The organism is Aeromonas popoffii (assembly GCF_000820025.1).
In the GTDB taxonomy this organism is placed as follows: Bacteria; Pseudomonadota; Gammaproteobacteria; order Enterobacterales; family Aeromonadaceae; genus Aeromonas; species Aeromonas popoffii.
In genome coordinates this window covers 61,151-75,833 of the sequence record NZ_CDBI01000077.1, presented here as the reverse complement: position 1 = coordinate 75,833, position 14,683 = coordinate 61,151, and the positions used below count along the sequence as shown (strand labels likewise).

The 14,683-nt window shown below is 61.2% G+C and carries 12 protein-coding genes; 9 read left to right on the top strand and 3 right to left on the bottom strand.

Features of this window, described 5'->3' with window-relative positions:
* Positions 1–23: 23 nt before the first annotated feature.
* The gene (gene hutU / locus BN1129_RS16590) at positions 24–1,727 is read left to right on the top strand and encodes a urocanate hydratase (protein WP_042037993.1); all 1,704 of its coding nucleotides are present in this window, start codon (positions 24–26) and stop codon (positions 1,725–1,727) included.
* A 1-nt stretch (position 1,728) separates the two neighbouring features.
* The gene (gene hutH / locus BN1129_RS16585) at positions 1,729–3,261 is read left to right on the top strand and encodes a histidine ammonia-lyase (RefSeq protein WP_042037991.1); all 1,533 of its coding nucleotides are present in this window, start codon (positions 1,729–1,731) and stop codon (positions 3,259–3,261) included.
* A gap of 138 nt (positions 3,262–3,399) precedes the next feature.
* On the opposite strand, the gene BN1129_RS16580 is transcribed toward hutH, so the two are convergent.
* Complete coding sequence (locus tag BN1129_RS16580) at positions 3,400–4,497, bottom strand: calcium:cation antiporter (protein WP_042037990.1); 1,098 nt, start codon at positions 4,495–4,497, stop codon at positions 3,400–3,402.
* A gap of 266 nt (positions 4,498–4,763) precedes the next feature.
* Here BN1129_RS16580 and BN1129_RS16575 point away from each other — a divergent pair, with 266 nt between their 5' ends.
* Positions 4,764–5,414, top strand: coding sequence for a class I SAM-dependent methyltransferase (locus tag BN1129_RS16575; RefSeq protein WP_042037988.1), 651 nt, complete (start codon positions 4,764–4,766; stop codon positions 5,412–5,414).
* Here BN1129_RS16575 and BN1129_RS16570 read toward each other — a convergent pair.
* Entirely contained in the window at positions 5,411–6,940 is a 1,530-nt protein-coding gene (locus BN1129_RS16570; protein WP_042038054.1) for an EAL domain-containing protein, read from the bottom strand. The genes BN1129_RS16575 and BN1129_RS16570 overlap by 4 nt on opposite strands.
* A 544-nt stretch (positions 6,941–7,484) precedes the next feature.
* Between BN1129_RS16570 and BN1129_RS16565 the strand changes: the two genes are divergently transcribed.
* Complete coding sequence (locus BN1129_RS16565) at positions 7,485–9,413, top strand: EAL domain-containing protein (protein ID WP_042037987.1); 1,929 nt, start codon at positions 7,485–7,487, stop codon at positions 9,411–9,413.
* 23 nt (positions 9,414–9,436) lie between these two features.
* Here the strand turns inward: BN1129_RS16565 and BN1129_RS16560 are convergent, their stop codons facing one another.
* Positions 9,437–10,384 (bottom strand): 1-aminocyclopropane-1-carboxylate deaminase/D-cysteine desulfhydrase, encoded by a 948-nt coding sequence (locus BN1129_RS16560; protein ID WP_157013437.1) that lies wholly within the window; start codon positions 10,382–10,384, stop codon positions 9,437–9,439.
* A 69-nt stretch (positions 10,385–10,453) separates the two neighbouring features.
* Between BN1129_RS16560 and BN1129_RS16555 the strand changes: the two genes are divergently transcribed.
* The 5 genes from BN1129_RS16555 to mshL all read left to right on the top strand — a co-directional run bounded on the left by BN1129_RS16555 (position 10,454) and on the right by mshL (position 14,607).
* Entirely contained in the window at positions 10,454–11,317 is an 864-nt protein-coding gene (locus tag BN1129_RS16555; protein WP_042037984.1) for a hypothetical protein, read from the top strand.
* Positions 11,317–11,910, top strand: a complete 594-nt coding sequence (locus tag BN1129_RS16550; protein ID WP_042037983.1) for a PilN domain-containing protein — start codon at positions 11,317–11,319, stop codon at positions 11,908–11,910. The genes BN1129_RS16555 and BN1129_RS16550 overlap by 1 nt, the downstream gene beginning before the upstream one ends.
* Positions 11,910–12,557, top strand: coding sequence for a hypothetical protein (locus BN1129_RS16545; RefSeq protein WP_042037981.1), 648 nt, complete (start codon positions 11,910–11,912; stop codon positions 12,555–12,557). The genes BN1129_RS16550 and BN1129_RS16545 overlap by 1 nt, the downstream gene beginning before the upstream one ends.
* Positions 12,550–12,870: a SctD/MshK family protein gene (locus BN1129_RS16540; protein WP_042037980.1), complete on the top strand. Its 321-nt coding sequence runs from the start codon at positions 12,550–12,552 to the stop codon at positions 12,868–12,870. The genes BN1129_RS16545 and BN1129_RS16540 overlap by 8 nt, the downstream gene beginning before the upstream one ends.
* A 69-nt stretch (positions 12,871–12,939) precedes the next feature.
* The gene (gene mshL / locus BN1129_RS16535; RefSeq protein ID WP_042037978.1) at positions 12,940–14,607 is read left to right on the top strand and encodes a pilus (MSHA type) biogenesis protein MshL; all 1,668 of its coding nucleotides are present in this window, start codon (positions 12,940–12,942) and stop codon (positions 14,605–14,607) included.
* Positions 14,608–14,683 lie beyond the last annotated feature (76 nt).

Sequence of the window (14,683 nt, the reverse complement as noted above, 5' to 3'; positions counted from 1 at the left end):
CATTGATAAAACAAGGAGTGTGTATGTCTGAGCAACACCTGGATCCCCGTCAGGATCCGAGCCGGGTCATCCGATCCCCCCGTGGTACCGCGCTGACCGCGAAAAGCTGGCTCACAGAAGCGCCGTTGCGGATGCTGATGAACAACCTGGATCCGGAAGTCGCCGAGCATCCCCAATCCCTGGTGGTGTATGGCGGTATCGGCCGCGCTGCCCGTAACTGGGCCTGCTACGACAAGATCGTCGAGGTGCTGACCCGGCTCGAGGAAGACGAGACCCTGCTGGTGCAATCGGGCAAGCCGGTCGGTGTGTTCCAGACCCACAAGGATGCGCCTCGGGTGCTGATCGCCAACTCCAACCTGGTGCCACACTGGGCCAACTGGGAGCACTTCAACGAGCTCGATAAGAAGGGCTTGATGATGTATGGCCAAATGACGGCGGGCTCCTGGATCTACATAGGCACCCAGGGAATCGTGCAGGGCACCTACGAGACCTTCTTCGCAGTGGCGAACCAGCATTTCAACGGCGAGCCTGCGGGCCGCTGGATCCTGACCGGTGGTCTGGGTGGCATGGGCGGCGCCCAGCCGCTGGCCGCCACCATGGCCGGTTTCTCGATGATCGCCGTCGAGTGCGACGAGACTCGCATCGATTTTCGCCTCAAGACCCGCTACGTGGACAAGAAGGCCCACAGCCTGGATGAGGCGCTGGCCATGGTCGAGGAGGCCAAACGCGACGGCACAGCCGTCTCGGTCGGCCTGCTCGGCAACGCCGCCGATGTCTTTGCCGAGCTGGTGGCCCGTGGCATCACCCCGGATGTGGTCACCGACCAGACCTCCGCCCACGACCCGATCCACGGCTACCTGCCCCAGGGCTGGAGCGTCGCTCAGTGGCGCGAGTTGCAAAAATCCGCGCCCCAGGAGGTTAACCAGGCGGCCCGCCACTCCATGGCGCGCCAGGTGGAAGCCATGTTGACCCTGCAATCCCGTGGCGCTGCCACGCTTGATTACGGCAACAACATCCGCCAGATGGCGCTGGAGGAGGGGGTCAAGAATGCGTTCGACTTCCCCGGCTTCGTGCCTGCCTACATTCGCCCGCTGTTCTGCGAGGGGATTGGCCCCTTCCGCTGGGTGGCGCTCTCCGGCGATCCGGAAGACATCTACAAGACGGATCAGAAGGTCAAAGAGTTGATCCCGGACGATCCCCACCTGCACAACTGGCTCGACATGGCCCGCGAGCGCATCGCCTTCCAGGGCCTGCCAGCACGGATCTGCTGGGTCGGGGTCAAGGATCGGGTGCGTCTGGGCCTGGCGTTTAACGAGATGGTGAAAAATGGCGAGCTGAAGGCGCCCGTGGTCATTGGCCGCGACCACCTGGACTCCGGCTCGGTGGCGAGCCCGAACCGTGAAACCGAAGCCATGATGGATGGCTCAGACGCCGTTTCCGACTGGCCGCTGCTCAACGCCCTGCTCAATACCGCCGGTGGTGCGACCTGGGTTTCCCTGCACCACGGTGGTGGTGTGGGTATGGGCTTCTCCCAGCACTCGGGCGTGGTGATCGTCTGTGATGGCACAGAGGATGCCGCCAGGCGTGTTGGCCGCGTGCTGCGCAACGATCCGGCTACCGGTGTGATGCGCCATGCGGATGCGGGTTATGAGATTGCGATTAACTGTGCCCATGAGGCGAAACTGGATCTGCCGATGCTGACCGCAGCGGACAAAGGGGCTAAATAAGATGTTTGAACTCAATCTGTTACCGGGCAAGCTCTGCCTCAACACCCTGCGTCGTGTCAGCCGCGAGCCGGTTCATATCAGCCTGGCTCCAGCCGCCCTGCCGGGGATCCACGCCTCCGCAGCCGTGGTCACCAAGGTGATCGAGCAGAACCGCGTGGTGTACGGCATCAACACCGGCTTTGGCCTGCTGGCCAACACCCGCATCCCGGTGGAGCAGCTCGATGAATTGCAGCGCTCCATCGTGCTCTCCCACGCGGCTGGCATCGGCACTTACATGGATGACGCCACAGTGCGGCTGATGATGGTGCTCAAGGTCAACTCCCTGGCGCGGGGCTTCTCCGGCATCCGCTTGACGGTGCTTGAGGCGCTGATGGCGCTCATCAACGCCGAAGTCTATCCGGTCGTGCCGAAGAAGGGCTCCGTCGGCGCCTCAGGCGATCTGGCACCGCTGGCCCACATGAGCTGTCTGCTGATCGGGGAGGGCAAAGCCCGCCACAAGGGCGAGTTGATGGACGCCGCCACGGCGCTGAAGATCGCGGGTCTCGAGCCTATCTCTCTGGCACCGAAGGAGGGGCTGGCGTTGCTCAACGGCACCCAGGCCAGCACGGCGTTCGCGCTGGAAGGCCTGTTCCATGCCGAGGATCTGTTCGCCGGCGCTATCACTATTGGCGCCATGAGCGTGGAGGCTGCGCTGGGCAGTCGTCGTCCATTCGATGCCCGCATCCATGAGGTGCGTGGTCAGCGCGGTCAGATCGATGCGGCGGCTTGCTATCGTCACCTGCTGGTGGATGGCAGCGAGATTGGCATGTCTCATCACAGCTGCGAGAAAGTGCAGGACCCCTACTCGTTGCGCTGCCAGCCCCAGGTGATGGGGGCCTGTCTGGCCCAGATCCGCCACGCCGCCGAGGTGCTGGTGTGCGAGGCCAATGCGGTTTCCGACAACCCGCTGGTGTTTGCCGAGGATGAGGAGATCCTCTCCGGCGGTAACTTCCATGCCGAGCCCGTGGCCTTCGCCGCCGATAACCTGGCACTGGCCATCGCCGAAATCGGGTCGCTGTCTGAGCGCCGCATGGCGCTGCTGATCGACTCCCGTATGTCGGGCCTGCCCGCCTTCCTGGTCAACAACGGCGGCGTCAACTCCGGCTTTATGATTGCTCAGGTCACCTCGGCGGCGCTCGCCTCCGAGAACAAGAGCCTGGCTCATCCCGCCTCGGTGGACAGCTTGCCCACCTCCGCCAACCAGGAGGATCACGTCTCCATGGCCACCTTCGCCGCTCGCCGGCTGGCGGACATGGCGGAGAACACCCGTGGTATCCTGGCGGTGGAGCTGCTGGCTGCGGCTCAGGGGCTCGATTTTCGGGCGCCGTTGCGTAGTACCGAGCTTATCGAACTGGCCAAGGGACGGCTGCGGGCAGAGGTGAGCTTCTACGACAAGGACAGGTATTTTTCGCCGGATATCGAAGCGGCTGCCGCCCTGCTGGGCCGCGCCAGCTACAACGATCTGATCCCGGCCGGGGTGCTGCCCAGCCTGTAAGGGGTTATCCGCCCATAACAAAAGACCGCCCAATCGGGCGGTCTTTGCGTTTCTGACGTTGGTTGAACTCGGTTATTCGTGCTCGAACATCAGAAACAGATAGACCACGAACAGCACCGGGATAGGTGCTGGCGCCTGTTATTCGTGCTCGAACATCAGGAACAGATAGACCACGAACAACACCAGATGGGTGGCGCCATGCAGCACATTGGTGCGACCACTGCTGAAGGTCACTTTACAGACCATGAGAGTGGTGAAGAGCAGCACCATGTCGGCGGCGGAAAGGCCGAGGCGCACCTCCTGATCCAGCATGGAACCGATAAAGAGCACAGCGGGTACGGTGAGGGCTATGGTGGCCAGCACCGAGCCGAAGTAGAGGTTCATGGCGCGCTGCAACTGGTTGTTGAAGGCCGCCTTGAGGGCGCCCACTGCTTCCGGCGCCAGCACGATACAGGCCACGATAAAGCCGCCCAGTGCGGCGGGTGCTTCCATGACATGCACCCCGTAGTTGATGGGGATGGCCAGGGTCTTGGCCAGCAGGATCACCACCACCAGGTAGGCGAGCAGCAGGAGGGTGTGGTAGACATTGCTCTGCAGCGGGCCGTGGTACTCTTCGTAATCCTCGTGATCGCTGTCGACGAAGAAGTGGCTATGGCTGCGGGTCTGGATCAGCAGAAAGACGCCATAGAGCAGGATCGAGACGATGATCAGCATCCATGACATGGCGCTCGACATGCTGCCGACCGTGCCGCCCCGGGTGAAGTTGGGCAGCACCAGACAGAGCAGCGCCAGCGGTATGATGGCGACCAGATAGGATTTGACCCCGTCCAGATTGAAGCTCTGGGTGTGGTAGCGCCAGCCGCCAAACAGCAGAGTGAAGCCCACCAGACCCGTGCTCACCAGCATCACCACCGCAAACATGGTATCGCGGGCCATGGTGGGGTTGGGCTCGCCGGTGAGCATGACGGAGGAGATCATCACCACTTCCAGCGAGATGACCGAGAGGGTCAGGATCAGGGTGCCGAAGGGCTCGCCCAGCTTGATGGCGAGGGCGTCAGAGTGGCGTACCACCGAGAAGATGGCCCAGGTGACGATGGCCAGCAGCCCGGCCGATACCGGAAGATAGATCCCGAGCGGCGTGGCCTCTGTCAGCAGGTTGCTCCCCAGGGTCTTGAAAAAGAGCAGGGTCAGCAGGCCAACGGGCAGGGCAATCTCTTGCCGGATAAATGACTTCATAGGGCAATGGTTCTCATCTCGGGGCGGCTGGGGCCGACGGGGTATGGAGGCAAAACGGCGACGCCACGGGGGTGGCGAGCCCGCTAATGATAAAGGGAGTTGTACTGCCTGGGGAAAATCATTTTGTTGCAAGATGTAATCTGCCGCTCCTGCTCGGTCGGGCCGGGATATAGATAGGTATCTGTCCGGTTACTGCGTAGCATGGGGGTCATGCCAGTCGAATTCATGCTTCTGTGGGTCTGGCGGCATCCTGACCAGGGACTCCCATGTCTGTTGTGCGTCTGCGTTATCACACCATAGAGTTTGGCGAACTCGACATCCACCTGTGCACGTTGCGCGACAACCAGCAGTTCTCCGATGACGAAGGGGAGGCAGAGGCGCTCGGCATCTCCTCGGCGTTCTGGCCGCTGTTTGGCATCGTTTGGGATTCTGGTAATGTGCTGGCCCATCTGATGGTGGAGCACGAGGTGGCGGATCTGCGGATCCTGGAGGTGGGGTGCGGCATAGCCCTGGCAAGTCTGGTGCTCAACCACAGGCTGGCGGACATCACGGCCACCGATTATCACCCTGAGGCGGGGGCCTTTCTGGCGGCCAATGTGCTGCTCAACAAGGGGGCGATCATCCCCTTTATTCGTACCGGTTGGGAAGACGCTGTCACCGAGCTGGGGCGTTTCGATCTCATCATCGGCAGCGATCTGCTCTATGAGCGCGGCCAGGTCGAGACGCTGGCCGGTTTTATCGAGCAACACGCCAAGTCCCACTGCGAGGTGATCCTGGTGGATCCGGGCCGTGGCCAGCAGGGCCGTTTCAGCAAGCTGATGATGAGCCTGGGCTATACACACAGCCAGCATAAGCCGTTGGATGTGAGCTATCTGAGCCAGCCTTTTCGCGGTCAGATACTGCAATACCGGCGTTAACCTTCCCCGGCATGGTGTTGTTGCCACGCCAACAGCCAAATCTGTAGTTGGGCCAGGGCCATGGGCCTGGCATACACATAGCCCTGGATGAGATGCACGCCGTGCTGGCGCAGATAATCGACCTGTTCCCCGGTTTCGACCCCCTCGGCGATCATCTCCATGCCGGATTCGTGGCCGAAGGCGATGATGGAGTCCAGCAGCGTTCGTTTGAGGTCGTCTGTGCCTATGGTGTCGACGAACATCTTGTCGATCTTGATCTGGCGGATACCGAGTCGCTGCAGGTAGGCGAAGCCCCCATAGCCGGTGCCAAAATCATCCAGCTTGAAGTGATAGCCCCGCTGCTGCAGTGCCGTGATCTCGCCGATCGCCGCCTTGATATCGGTGATCGGTTTGCGCTCGGTCAGCTCGAAGGTGAGCCGGGTCGGTGAGGGCCAGCCGTGTCGCTGCAACAGGGTGCGCAGATGGGGTTGCTCTATGTGAGCGGCCACTATGTTGACGCTGACCCACTGCGCCGGCGCCAGCCGGGGAAGATCCGTCATGATCCGCTCCAGCAGCTGTTCCGTCATCGGCAGGATCAGCCCCTGCTCCTCCGCATAGTCGATAAAGGCGCCAGGTGGCACCATCTCGCGCTCCCGCTGCCACCGCAGCAGTGCCTCGAAGCCAACCACTTGCTGACTGCGGTTATCCACTATGGGCTGATAGAAGGGGACAAACTCCCGCCGGGCCAGCCCGGCTTGCAGCAGTCCCTTGAGAGATCGCCGATAGCTGCGCAGCCCCCAGTAGGCAGCGACCAGCAGGGAACCCAGCGCAGCGCCATACCAGAGCCCATAGTACCGTGCCTGCTGCCGGGCATAGTGCTCCAGCGCCTTGCCCGCCCATAACGTCTGCCGTATCTGATTTTCGGACTCAAGAAAGCTCAAACTCTGGTTGCCCTCTTCCTGTTTGATGGTTTTGTCACCTCGGGGGAAGAGCGGGGTAGCGTGGTCCCCATTTTGTTGGCTGAATTCAAGGTAGAAACAGTCGGCACAGGGGGTTTGTAGTAGCGTATGGCTCCAGCTGTTGTTCAGCACCCAGTAGGCGGTATTGCCATTCTGTCGGAAGTAGGCGATCAGCTCCTGTTCGGTATTGAACTGTGCGGGGGTGGCGGCCACCCCGTATTGCTCCTGCCCGGAATAGGGTGGCAGTGCGGTCGTGGTAAAGGGGACGGGGAGTCCCAGGCTGGAGCAGCTCGCCCCGGAGGCCAGGATGAGGCCTTGCAGGCGAATATGGAGGTTATAGAAGCGGGGACCCCGCAGCAGCGCCATGTCCTCAGGTCCGCAGTCGAAGGCGAACTGGGCCAGCTGGGTGCGGATACTCTCATCCAGCGCCTGGTGTCGCTCCACCAGTGCGGCTTCTATCTCCTCCCGTTTCTGTTGCAACATATGGCGTGCCAGCGGCTTGCCGAGCAATTGGCTGAGGGGCAGGCTCGCCAGCACGGGCAGGCAGAACAGCAGCAGACTGATCCAGAGAGGGGGAATTTTTCGCAAGGTACACCTGCCTGATGTGGAGATGGGATGCATATGAAAGGCAATATCATAGTGCATTAGCTACATCGATTTGAGCTGCTCATTCCTTACTCGCAACGAAAAATCATAACAACATGATAAATAAAGACTTTGTTAAATCAGTTGATGAAGATTCAATCGCTTACCTGTCATAAGTGACAATTGTCCAGCTTATCTGAAGCGGCTACAGTAGCCGTGCGGTTTGACTCACCGTGTGTTCAATACTCCTGTATCTGTTTTTTTGTCAGTAGCACAGAGTGTTAGTTTTGATATGAGTGTTTCTTTCGGTCCCCTTAGTGGGACCATTTTTCTGCCTGAAAATCCCTGATCCCGCCGCCCATCTCCCGTTTCCTGTCCCTGTGGCTATTTTTCATGGCCGGCTTGCCGTCAGGCTTGGTGTTCCTGTGCCCATTTGGTTATGCTCGCCCGCTGAATTCCAGAAGCGGGATCTTCGTCCATAGGCGCGCTTCGGCGTTGGCTGATACGATGAAGCCACATGGATGTTGTCGGGCATACGGAAAGGTACATGAAACTGACCACTCAGCTTGTCTCGTTTATTACCCTGTGCGTGATCGCCGCCATGGCCATGGTGCTGCTCGGCGGAGTATTCAGCTTTCGTGAGCTGGGCATGGAGCTGCAGCAGAAAAAGGTCAACTCTCTGGTCGAGATCATCGACAAGCAGCTGGAGGTGGCCGAGGACCACCAGGATCTCACCCGCTGGCTGCCAACCTTGTTGCGTTCGGCCCATGTGGTGGAGCTGGAGATCCGTCAGGGCAAGCAGCGGGTCTACTGGTTTCGCGATGTGCAGCAGCCGACCGACGAGAGCCTGCTGATCCCCTACAGCCAGCCCATCTCCCATCAGACCGACATGCAGGCCGACTTCAAACTGGAGCGGCCGTTCAAGGAGTTTGAATACTCCATGCAGGCCATGTCCGGCATCTCCCTTGGCGTCTTCATCGTCATCTTCGGACTCTGGTACTCCATTCGCTGGTTGAGGTTGCAACTCCGGGGTGCCGAGCTGCTGGCCGAGCGCGCCCAGCTGATCCTCGATAACAAGCTCACCAAGCTGGCGCACGATCCGGCCGATGAGTGGCCCGTCTCCGCCAGCCAGGCCATCGACTATCTGCTGGCCGAGCTGGCGGATGCCCGCAAGGAGCGCAGCCGTTTCGACAACTTCATTCGCAGCAACGCCTTTGTCGACAAGATGACCGGCATAGGCAACCGCCTGTTCTTCGACAACCGGCTGGAGAGCGCCATCATGGAGGCGAGCGTGATGAGCGGTGGCGTGCTGCTAATCGAGCTCGCCGGTCTGGAGGATCTGGACCCTGAGCTGAGTGGGCGCCAGAGCCAGGAGCTGCTGATAGAGGCGAGTGCCTCCATCGCCGCCTTCGTGCGCAAGCACAATGGCGCCCTGCAGGCCCGCTATGCCGGGCAGGTATTTGCCGTGCTGTTGCCCAATATGTCCGAGAGCGAGATGGTGGACGGTGCGGGTCAGCTGCACAAGAGCCTGCAACGACTGCACTGGCCCGAGGCGGTCAACGTCGAGACCGCCATTTACCTCGGCGCCGTCTGCTATCAGGCGCAGGATTCCCTGCTCAAGGTGCAGGAAGAGGCTGAGCTGGCGCTCAAGAGCGCGCGGCTGCAGGGTCACACCGGCTGGTTCCTCTACGAGAAGCAGTTGGATGAGGAGCAGAGCAGCAAGGGCACGGTACGCTGGCGCACCCTGATCGGTCGCCGCATCGAGGAGCACTGCATCGACTTCTACGTCCAGCCGGTGCAGCAGGAGCGGGATCAGGTGGTGTTGCAGCAGGACTTGCTGATCCGCATTCACGACGAGCAGGGGCGGGAGTTGCAGGCTGGTGTCTTCATGCCGATGGCCGAGAAGGCGGGGCTGCTGTTGCCACTGGATCGACTGGTGGCGGAGCAGACCCTGTGGCTGCTGCGTCAGCGCTCAGAGCAGAGCTGCCCCATCAGCCTGACTCTCTGTGCCCAGAGCCTGTTGCACCGCGAGTTCCAACGCTGGCTCTTCTTCGATCTGTTCCAGCTGTCGCGCAGCACCAACGAACGGCTGATCCTGCAACTGTCGGAGGCCCAGGTGACCCGCCACTACGAGGCGCTCAAGCGGCCGTTGCGAGCGCTGCGCATGCTGGGTTGCCAGCTGGCCATCGATCATGCTGGCCAGGATGTGGTGAGCACCCAATACATCAAGGAGTTCGAGATCAACTTCCTCAAGCTCCATCCCAGTCTGGTTCGTGAGATCCACACCCGTCAGGTCAACCAGATGGCGGTGCGTAGCCTGGTGGGGGGCTGTGCCAATACCCGCACCCGGGTCATCGCCGTGGGGGTGGAGAGCGGCGACGAGTGGAAGATGCTGCGCCACCTCGGCGTCCATGCCGGCCAGGGGCCCTGGTTTGCCGAGCCGGAGCCGTTAGTGATGGAACCGGCCGGCGCCTGATACCGGTGACCGCAGGGTCGCCCTCAGATCCGGCCTTGCTCTTTCAAACCCGCGAGTCCCTGCATGCCCCCCGTATGGATGAAGACTATCTGGCTGCCGCGGGGGATGCGCCCGGCGGCCAGTTCGCGAAACAGACCCCACATTGCCTTGCCGCTGTAGATGGGCTCAAGCGGCAGGCCTGTCTGCGCACTGAAGGCTTGCACCCACTGCCAGAGTCCCGGGCTGAATTTGGCATAGCCGCCATCATGGTGATCCAGCGCTATCTGCCAGCCAGGGGTGGTGGCTGCGGCCGGGTGAAGGCGCCGTACCTCGTCGGCGATGAAGCTTGCCCCTTTCAGTACCGCGATGGCGAGGATCCGTTCCTGTTCCCGTTTGCCGGCGATGAGGCCAGCCAGGGTGCCGCCGCTGGCGCAGGGCAACACCCAGAGATCCGGTGAGAAGGGCACCTCGCCGACCAGCTCGGCTACCCCGGGAATGGCGAGCGGGCTGCTGCCTCCTTCCGGCACTATCAGGCTATCTGGCGCCGCGAACTGGGCCAGCCAGTTTGGCTCCTGCCGTTGCCGGTAACTCTGGCGATCGACAAAAATGAGATCCATGCCCCATCCCTTTGCCGCGCTCAAGGTTGAGTTGCTGACGGCCTCCGGTTCACCACGTATGATGCCGGTAGTTCTCAGGCCGGATTGGCCCCCTGCTGCTGCCAGTGCATGGATGTGGTTGGAGTAGGCCCCCCCAAACGAGATCAGGTGCTGTATGCCCTGCTCCTGAGCGTGTTGCACATGGTACTTGAGCTTGCGCCACTTGTTGCCCGAGATGGCTGGGTGGATCAGGTCATCCCGCTTGCACCAGAGCGTTACGCCATGCTCGGTCAGCAGCGGGTGTGAGATGGCCTGGAGCGGCGAGGGAAGCCGGGTCGGCTGCAGGGCCAACACCTGCGAGCGGGTCGAGTTGGGTTGCAATGCGTGATCCCTCATTTATATGGAGGCTAATATCCTGTTTATGTTAAGGTTTAATCCGTTTTATGCAGCCAGGTGCGGGTTTTAATGAAACAACTTTTCAGACGTTCAACCCCAAGCCATCAGGTAGGACTCCTGCTTGCCAGTGACCGGATCATGCTGGCCTCGCTAGGGCCTCAGCCTGTCTTCGCCACCCGCGCCATCCATGGCCCGCAGGAGTGGTCGCTTGCCATGAGCGAGCTGTTCAGCCGCCATGGCCTCGCCAAGTCTAAGGTGCGGGTCGCCCTCGCCGCCAGCCTTTATCAGCAAGTCCAGATCGACAAGCCCGCCGTGCCCGACGCCGAAATGGCCGGTGCGTTGCCCTGGGCGGTCAAGGATTACGTCAATGAACCCGTGTTGCAGCTCGCCATGGACTACGTGGATTTGCCCACGCCGCCGGCTGGCCGGCCGCGGATCAACGTGATCTGCGTGCCCAAGGTGCGGGTGCAGCAGCTGGCGGATGCGGTCAACGGCATCGCCTGCCTGGATGCCATCATCAGCGACGAGCTGGCCATGACGGCGCTCTATGAGTCTGACAACGCGGTGCGCATGCTGTTGTGGCAGCCCAGGGGACAGGATCTGCAGCTGCTGGTATTCCATCAGGGCGGCCTCTGCTTCTCCCGCCAGCTGCGCGGTTTCACCGCCCTCACCGGTGAGCATGAGCCGGACAGCATGCTGCTCGATTCGCTGGCGCTGGAGATCCAGCGCTCCCTCGATTACCTGGTCGGCCAGCTCAAGCTGCCGGAGCTGGGTCAGATGCAGCTCGCCATCGCCTCACCATTCATCGGTACCCTGGTGCGTCACATGGAGCAGACCTTCGGCTTCGCCGTCTCCGCCATGGCCAACAAGGCGATACTGTCCGGTGTTGAATATCTCTCTGCCTATGCTGCCGCCATCGGGGAGGATGCCTGATGAAACGTCAGATCAACCTTTATGGCGCCGAATTTCGCCCCAGACGCCAGTGGGCCAGCCTCAACCAGATGGCGCTGGTCTGGGGTGGCTGCGTGGCAGTGCTGTTCTGCATGGGCGCCTTCTACGGCTGGCAGCAACAAGGGGTTGGCCGTGAGCTGGCGCAGGTGCGCGCGGCGCTGGAGGTCAAGCGTGGCGAGGCCCAACGGCTGGATGCCGAGTTGACCCGCCACCAAGCCAATGCTGTGTTGCAACAGCAGCTGGCCAGCAAGCAGGAAGAACTGACTGCCAAGCAGGAGTTGATGCAGCAGCTGGGCAGTTTGGCGTTGCAAAAATCCCAGGGCTACGCTGGCCTGATGGCCGATCTCTCCCGCATTCGGGATAAGCAGCTCTCCTTGCAGCGTATCGAGATCGCCGAAGGGCGGATCAACCTGTCCGGCTTTGCCAACCATAGCCAGGATGTGCCCGCCTGGGTAAAGCGTTTCCAGCAGACCCCGTCGCTGGCGGGCAAGCAGTTTAGTGAATTGACCCTGAACCGTGACAAGGAGGGCCGGCTGGCCTTCCAGCTCAGTGGCATAGAGCGGGAGAAGCCCTGATGAGCCTGAAAGCACAATGGCAGGCATGGGCGGACAAGATTGCCGCCCTCAGCCAGCGCGAGCGGATATTGATCCTGCTGACCGGTCTGGTGCTGATCTGCGCTGGTGCCATCTATGGCTGGCTGGATGGCGCCGCCCTGCGGCTGGCGCAGGACAGGGTGGCCTTGACCACGGCCCAGCGGGATCTGGAAATCATGGATCTCGAGAACCTGGGCAAGCAGGCCAGGCTGGCGCGCGATCCCGATCAGAGCGTGCGCGAGCAGCTGGTACGGGTCGAGGGGGATATCGACAGGCTGGATGCCGAGCTCAAGGCCCAGACGGTGGATCTGATCCAGGCCCACGAGATGCCAGCCGTGCTGGAGGCTCTGTTGTCACGCTCCACCAATCTGCACATGCTGGCACTGACCTCCCTCGCCCCCCAGCCGCTGATGGCGGGGGATCAGCGCATCAACTTGTTCAAGCACGGCATCCGCCTCAAGCTGGAGGGCGGTTACTTCGATGTCTATCAGTATCTGAAGGCACTGGAGGCGTTACCCCGTCACTTCTACTGGAAGCAGTTTGACTACCAGGTGCAGGAGCATCCCAAGGCCGTGGTGGAGATGGAAATCTACACCCTGAGCACCAGCAAGGAGTTTATTCGTGGTTAGATGGCTGACGCTATTGTGTTGTCTGCTGGGCGCAGTGGCCCAGGCCGAGGTGCTGCAGGACCCCACGGAACCGTTGGACGGGATGAACAGCCGGGCAGGGGTCTCGGCCAGCCAGAGCGCCGGTTTACCAACATTGCAGAGCGTGATGCTGGGCAATGGTCCGGCACTGGCGGTGCTCAACGGAAAAAGTTACCGGGTGGGCCAGCAGGTCGAGGGATATCGATTGGTGTCCATCAGTGCAGATGGCGTGGTGCTGGAGAAGGGGGGCAAGCGCCAGTCGCTGACCCTGTTTGCCAGCAAGGTCCGCATCTGAACGCGCCCCACCCGAGATGGTGGGGCAAGGTTTGTCGAGTTTAATTGAAAGTCAGGGTGCACTCATTACATGAAAAAAAATCATCTCTGCCTGATCTCTGTGGCCGTGCTGGCGGCAGGCTGTACCAGCTACCAGCACCCCGAACCCGTGCAGGCCAAGGATGCACTGAAACACGCCATGGCCGAGCAGAACAAAGTCGGGGGATTGGCGACAGTGCCCAAGTCGGTACAGAGCGAGTTACTGCAGATGAACCGGCCGCCCCAGGCCTTCAGCATGCCGGAACCGCGGCTGCGTATCGCCGCCCACGATGTGGATGCGGTGGAATTTTTCGGCTCCCTTTTCAAGGGTTCCCGTTACAGCGTGGCCGTGCATCCCGGTGTGGCCGGCCAGATCTCCGTCGAGCTCAAGGACGTCACCCTGTCTGAAGTGCTGGCGGTGGTGGGTGACATGTATGGCTTTGATGTGCAGCGCAAGGGCAATGTGTTCCACGTCTATCCGGCTGGGCTGCGCACCGAAACCATACCGGTCAACTACCTGATGATGTCCCGTCGTGGTCTGTCCCGTACCTCGGTCAGCACGGGCGGGGTGACGGCCAACGGCAACAACAGCAATAGCAGTAACTTCGACAACGCCAACAGCGACAGTAACAACAGCAGCAATGCATCCAACGGCAATACCAGTTCGAATAACGGCAACGGCACCCGCATCGAGACAGACACCAACAGCGATTACTGGACTGATCTGCGTACCTCGCTGGAGATGCTGGTTGGCAGTGGCGATGGTCGTGCCGTCATCACCAGCCCGCAGGCGGGTCTGGTCACCATCCGTGCCTATCCGAAAGAATTGAAAGCGGTGCGTGAATTCCTCAGCCAGTCCGAGACCCACCTCAAGCGCCAGGTGGTGTTGGAGGCGCGCATTCTGGAAGTGGCTCTCAACGAGGGTTACGAACAGGGGGTGGACTGGAGCGGCCTTTCCGCCAGCTGGGATGGCAACAAGGGGATTACCGGTGGCGGCTCGCTCGCCCCGACCCAGCTGCCCACGACACCCAACCAGATCTTCACTGCACTGGGGGGCGGTGCCGGCTTCAAGATCTCCGATGGCAACTTCAACGTGGCGGTCAACCTGCTCAAGACCCAGGGTGATGTGAATACCCTCTCCAGTCCGCGGGTGACAGCGACCAACAACCAGAAGGCGGTGATCAAGGTGGGGACGGACGAATACTTCGTCACCAACGCCACTAGCACGGTAACCTCAACGACGGCCGGAACAGAACGCACCCCGAACGTTGAGCTGACCCCCTTCTTCTCCGGTATCGCGCTGGACGTGACGCCACAGATCGACGAAGAGGGCAAGGTGTTGTTGCACATTCACCCCTCCGTCATCGACACCGAAGAGCAGAACAAGACGATAAATCTGGGCACCACGGGGGGCAAGCTGGAATTGCCGCTCGCCAAGAGCTCGATCCGCGAGTCCGATACCGTGGTGCAGGCCAATAACGGTGACATCATCGTCATCGGCGGCCTGATGAAGACCGACAAGCAGGAGATCGTCAGCAAGGTACCGCTGCTGGGGGATATCCCCTGGATCGGCGAGGCCTTCACCAACCGCCGCGAGAGTACCAAGAAGGTGGAGCTGGTGATCCTGCTCAAACCGACCGTGGTGGAGAAAGACACCTGGCAAAACGAATTGCAGCGCTCCTCCGATCTGCTCGACAAGTGGTATCCACCCAAGGGCTAAGCCATGACCCAGCACACGGTTGGCTTTGTTCCAGACGGCCTGTGGCCCGGTGCCACGGCAGACACCCAGGCCGGTG

Excerpts from the sequence above, each read along its gene's own strand:
- BN1129_RS16580 (WP_042037990.1), bottom strand. The coding sequence starts at position 4,497 with ATGAAGTCATTTATCCGGCAAGAGATTGCCCTGCCCGTTGGCCTGCTG.
- BN1129_RS16545 (WP_042037981.1), top strand. The coding sequence starts at position 11,910 with ATGAGCCTGAAAGCACAATGGCAGGCATGGGCGGACAAGATTGCCGCC.
- BN1129_RS16575 (WP_042037988.1), top strand. The coding sequence starts at position 4,764 with ATGTCTGTTGTGCGTCTGCGTTATCACACCATAGAGTTTGGCGAACTC.
- mshL (WP_042037978.1), top strand. The coding sequence starts at position 12,940 with ATGAAAAAAAATCATCTCTGCCTGATCTCTGTGGCCGTGCTGGCGGCA.
- BN1129_RS16555 (WP_042037984.1), top strand. The coding sequence starts at position 10,454 with ATGAAACAACTTTTCAGACGTTCAACCCCAAGCCATCAGGTAGGACTC.
- hutU (WP_042037993.1), top strand. The coding sequence starts at position 24 with ATGTCTGAGCAACACCTGGATCCCCGTCAGGATCCGAGCCGGGTCATC.
- hutH (WP_042037991.1), top strand. The coding sequence starts at position 1,729 with ATGTTTGAACTCAATCTGTTACCGGGCAAGCTCTGCCTCAACACCCTG.
- BN1129_RS16550 (WP_042037983.1), top strand. The coding sequence starts at position 11,317 with ATGAAACGTCAGATCAACCTTTATGGCGCCGAATTTCGCCCCAGACGC.
- BN1129_RS16560 (WP_157013437.1), bottom strand. The coding sequence starts at position 10,384 with ATGAGGGATCACGCATTGCAACCCAACTCGACCCGCTCGCAGGTGTTG.
- BN1129_RS16565 (WP_042037987.1), top strand. The coding sequence starts at position 7,485 with ATGAAACTGACCACTCAGCTTGTCTCGTTTATTACCCTGTGCGTGATC.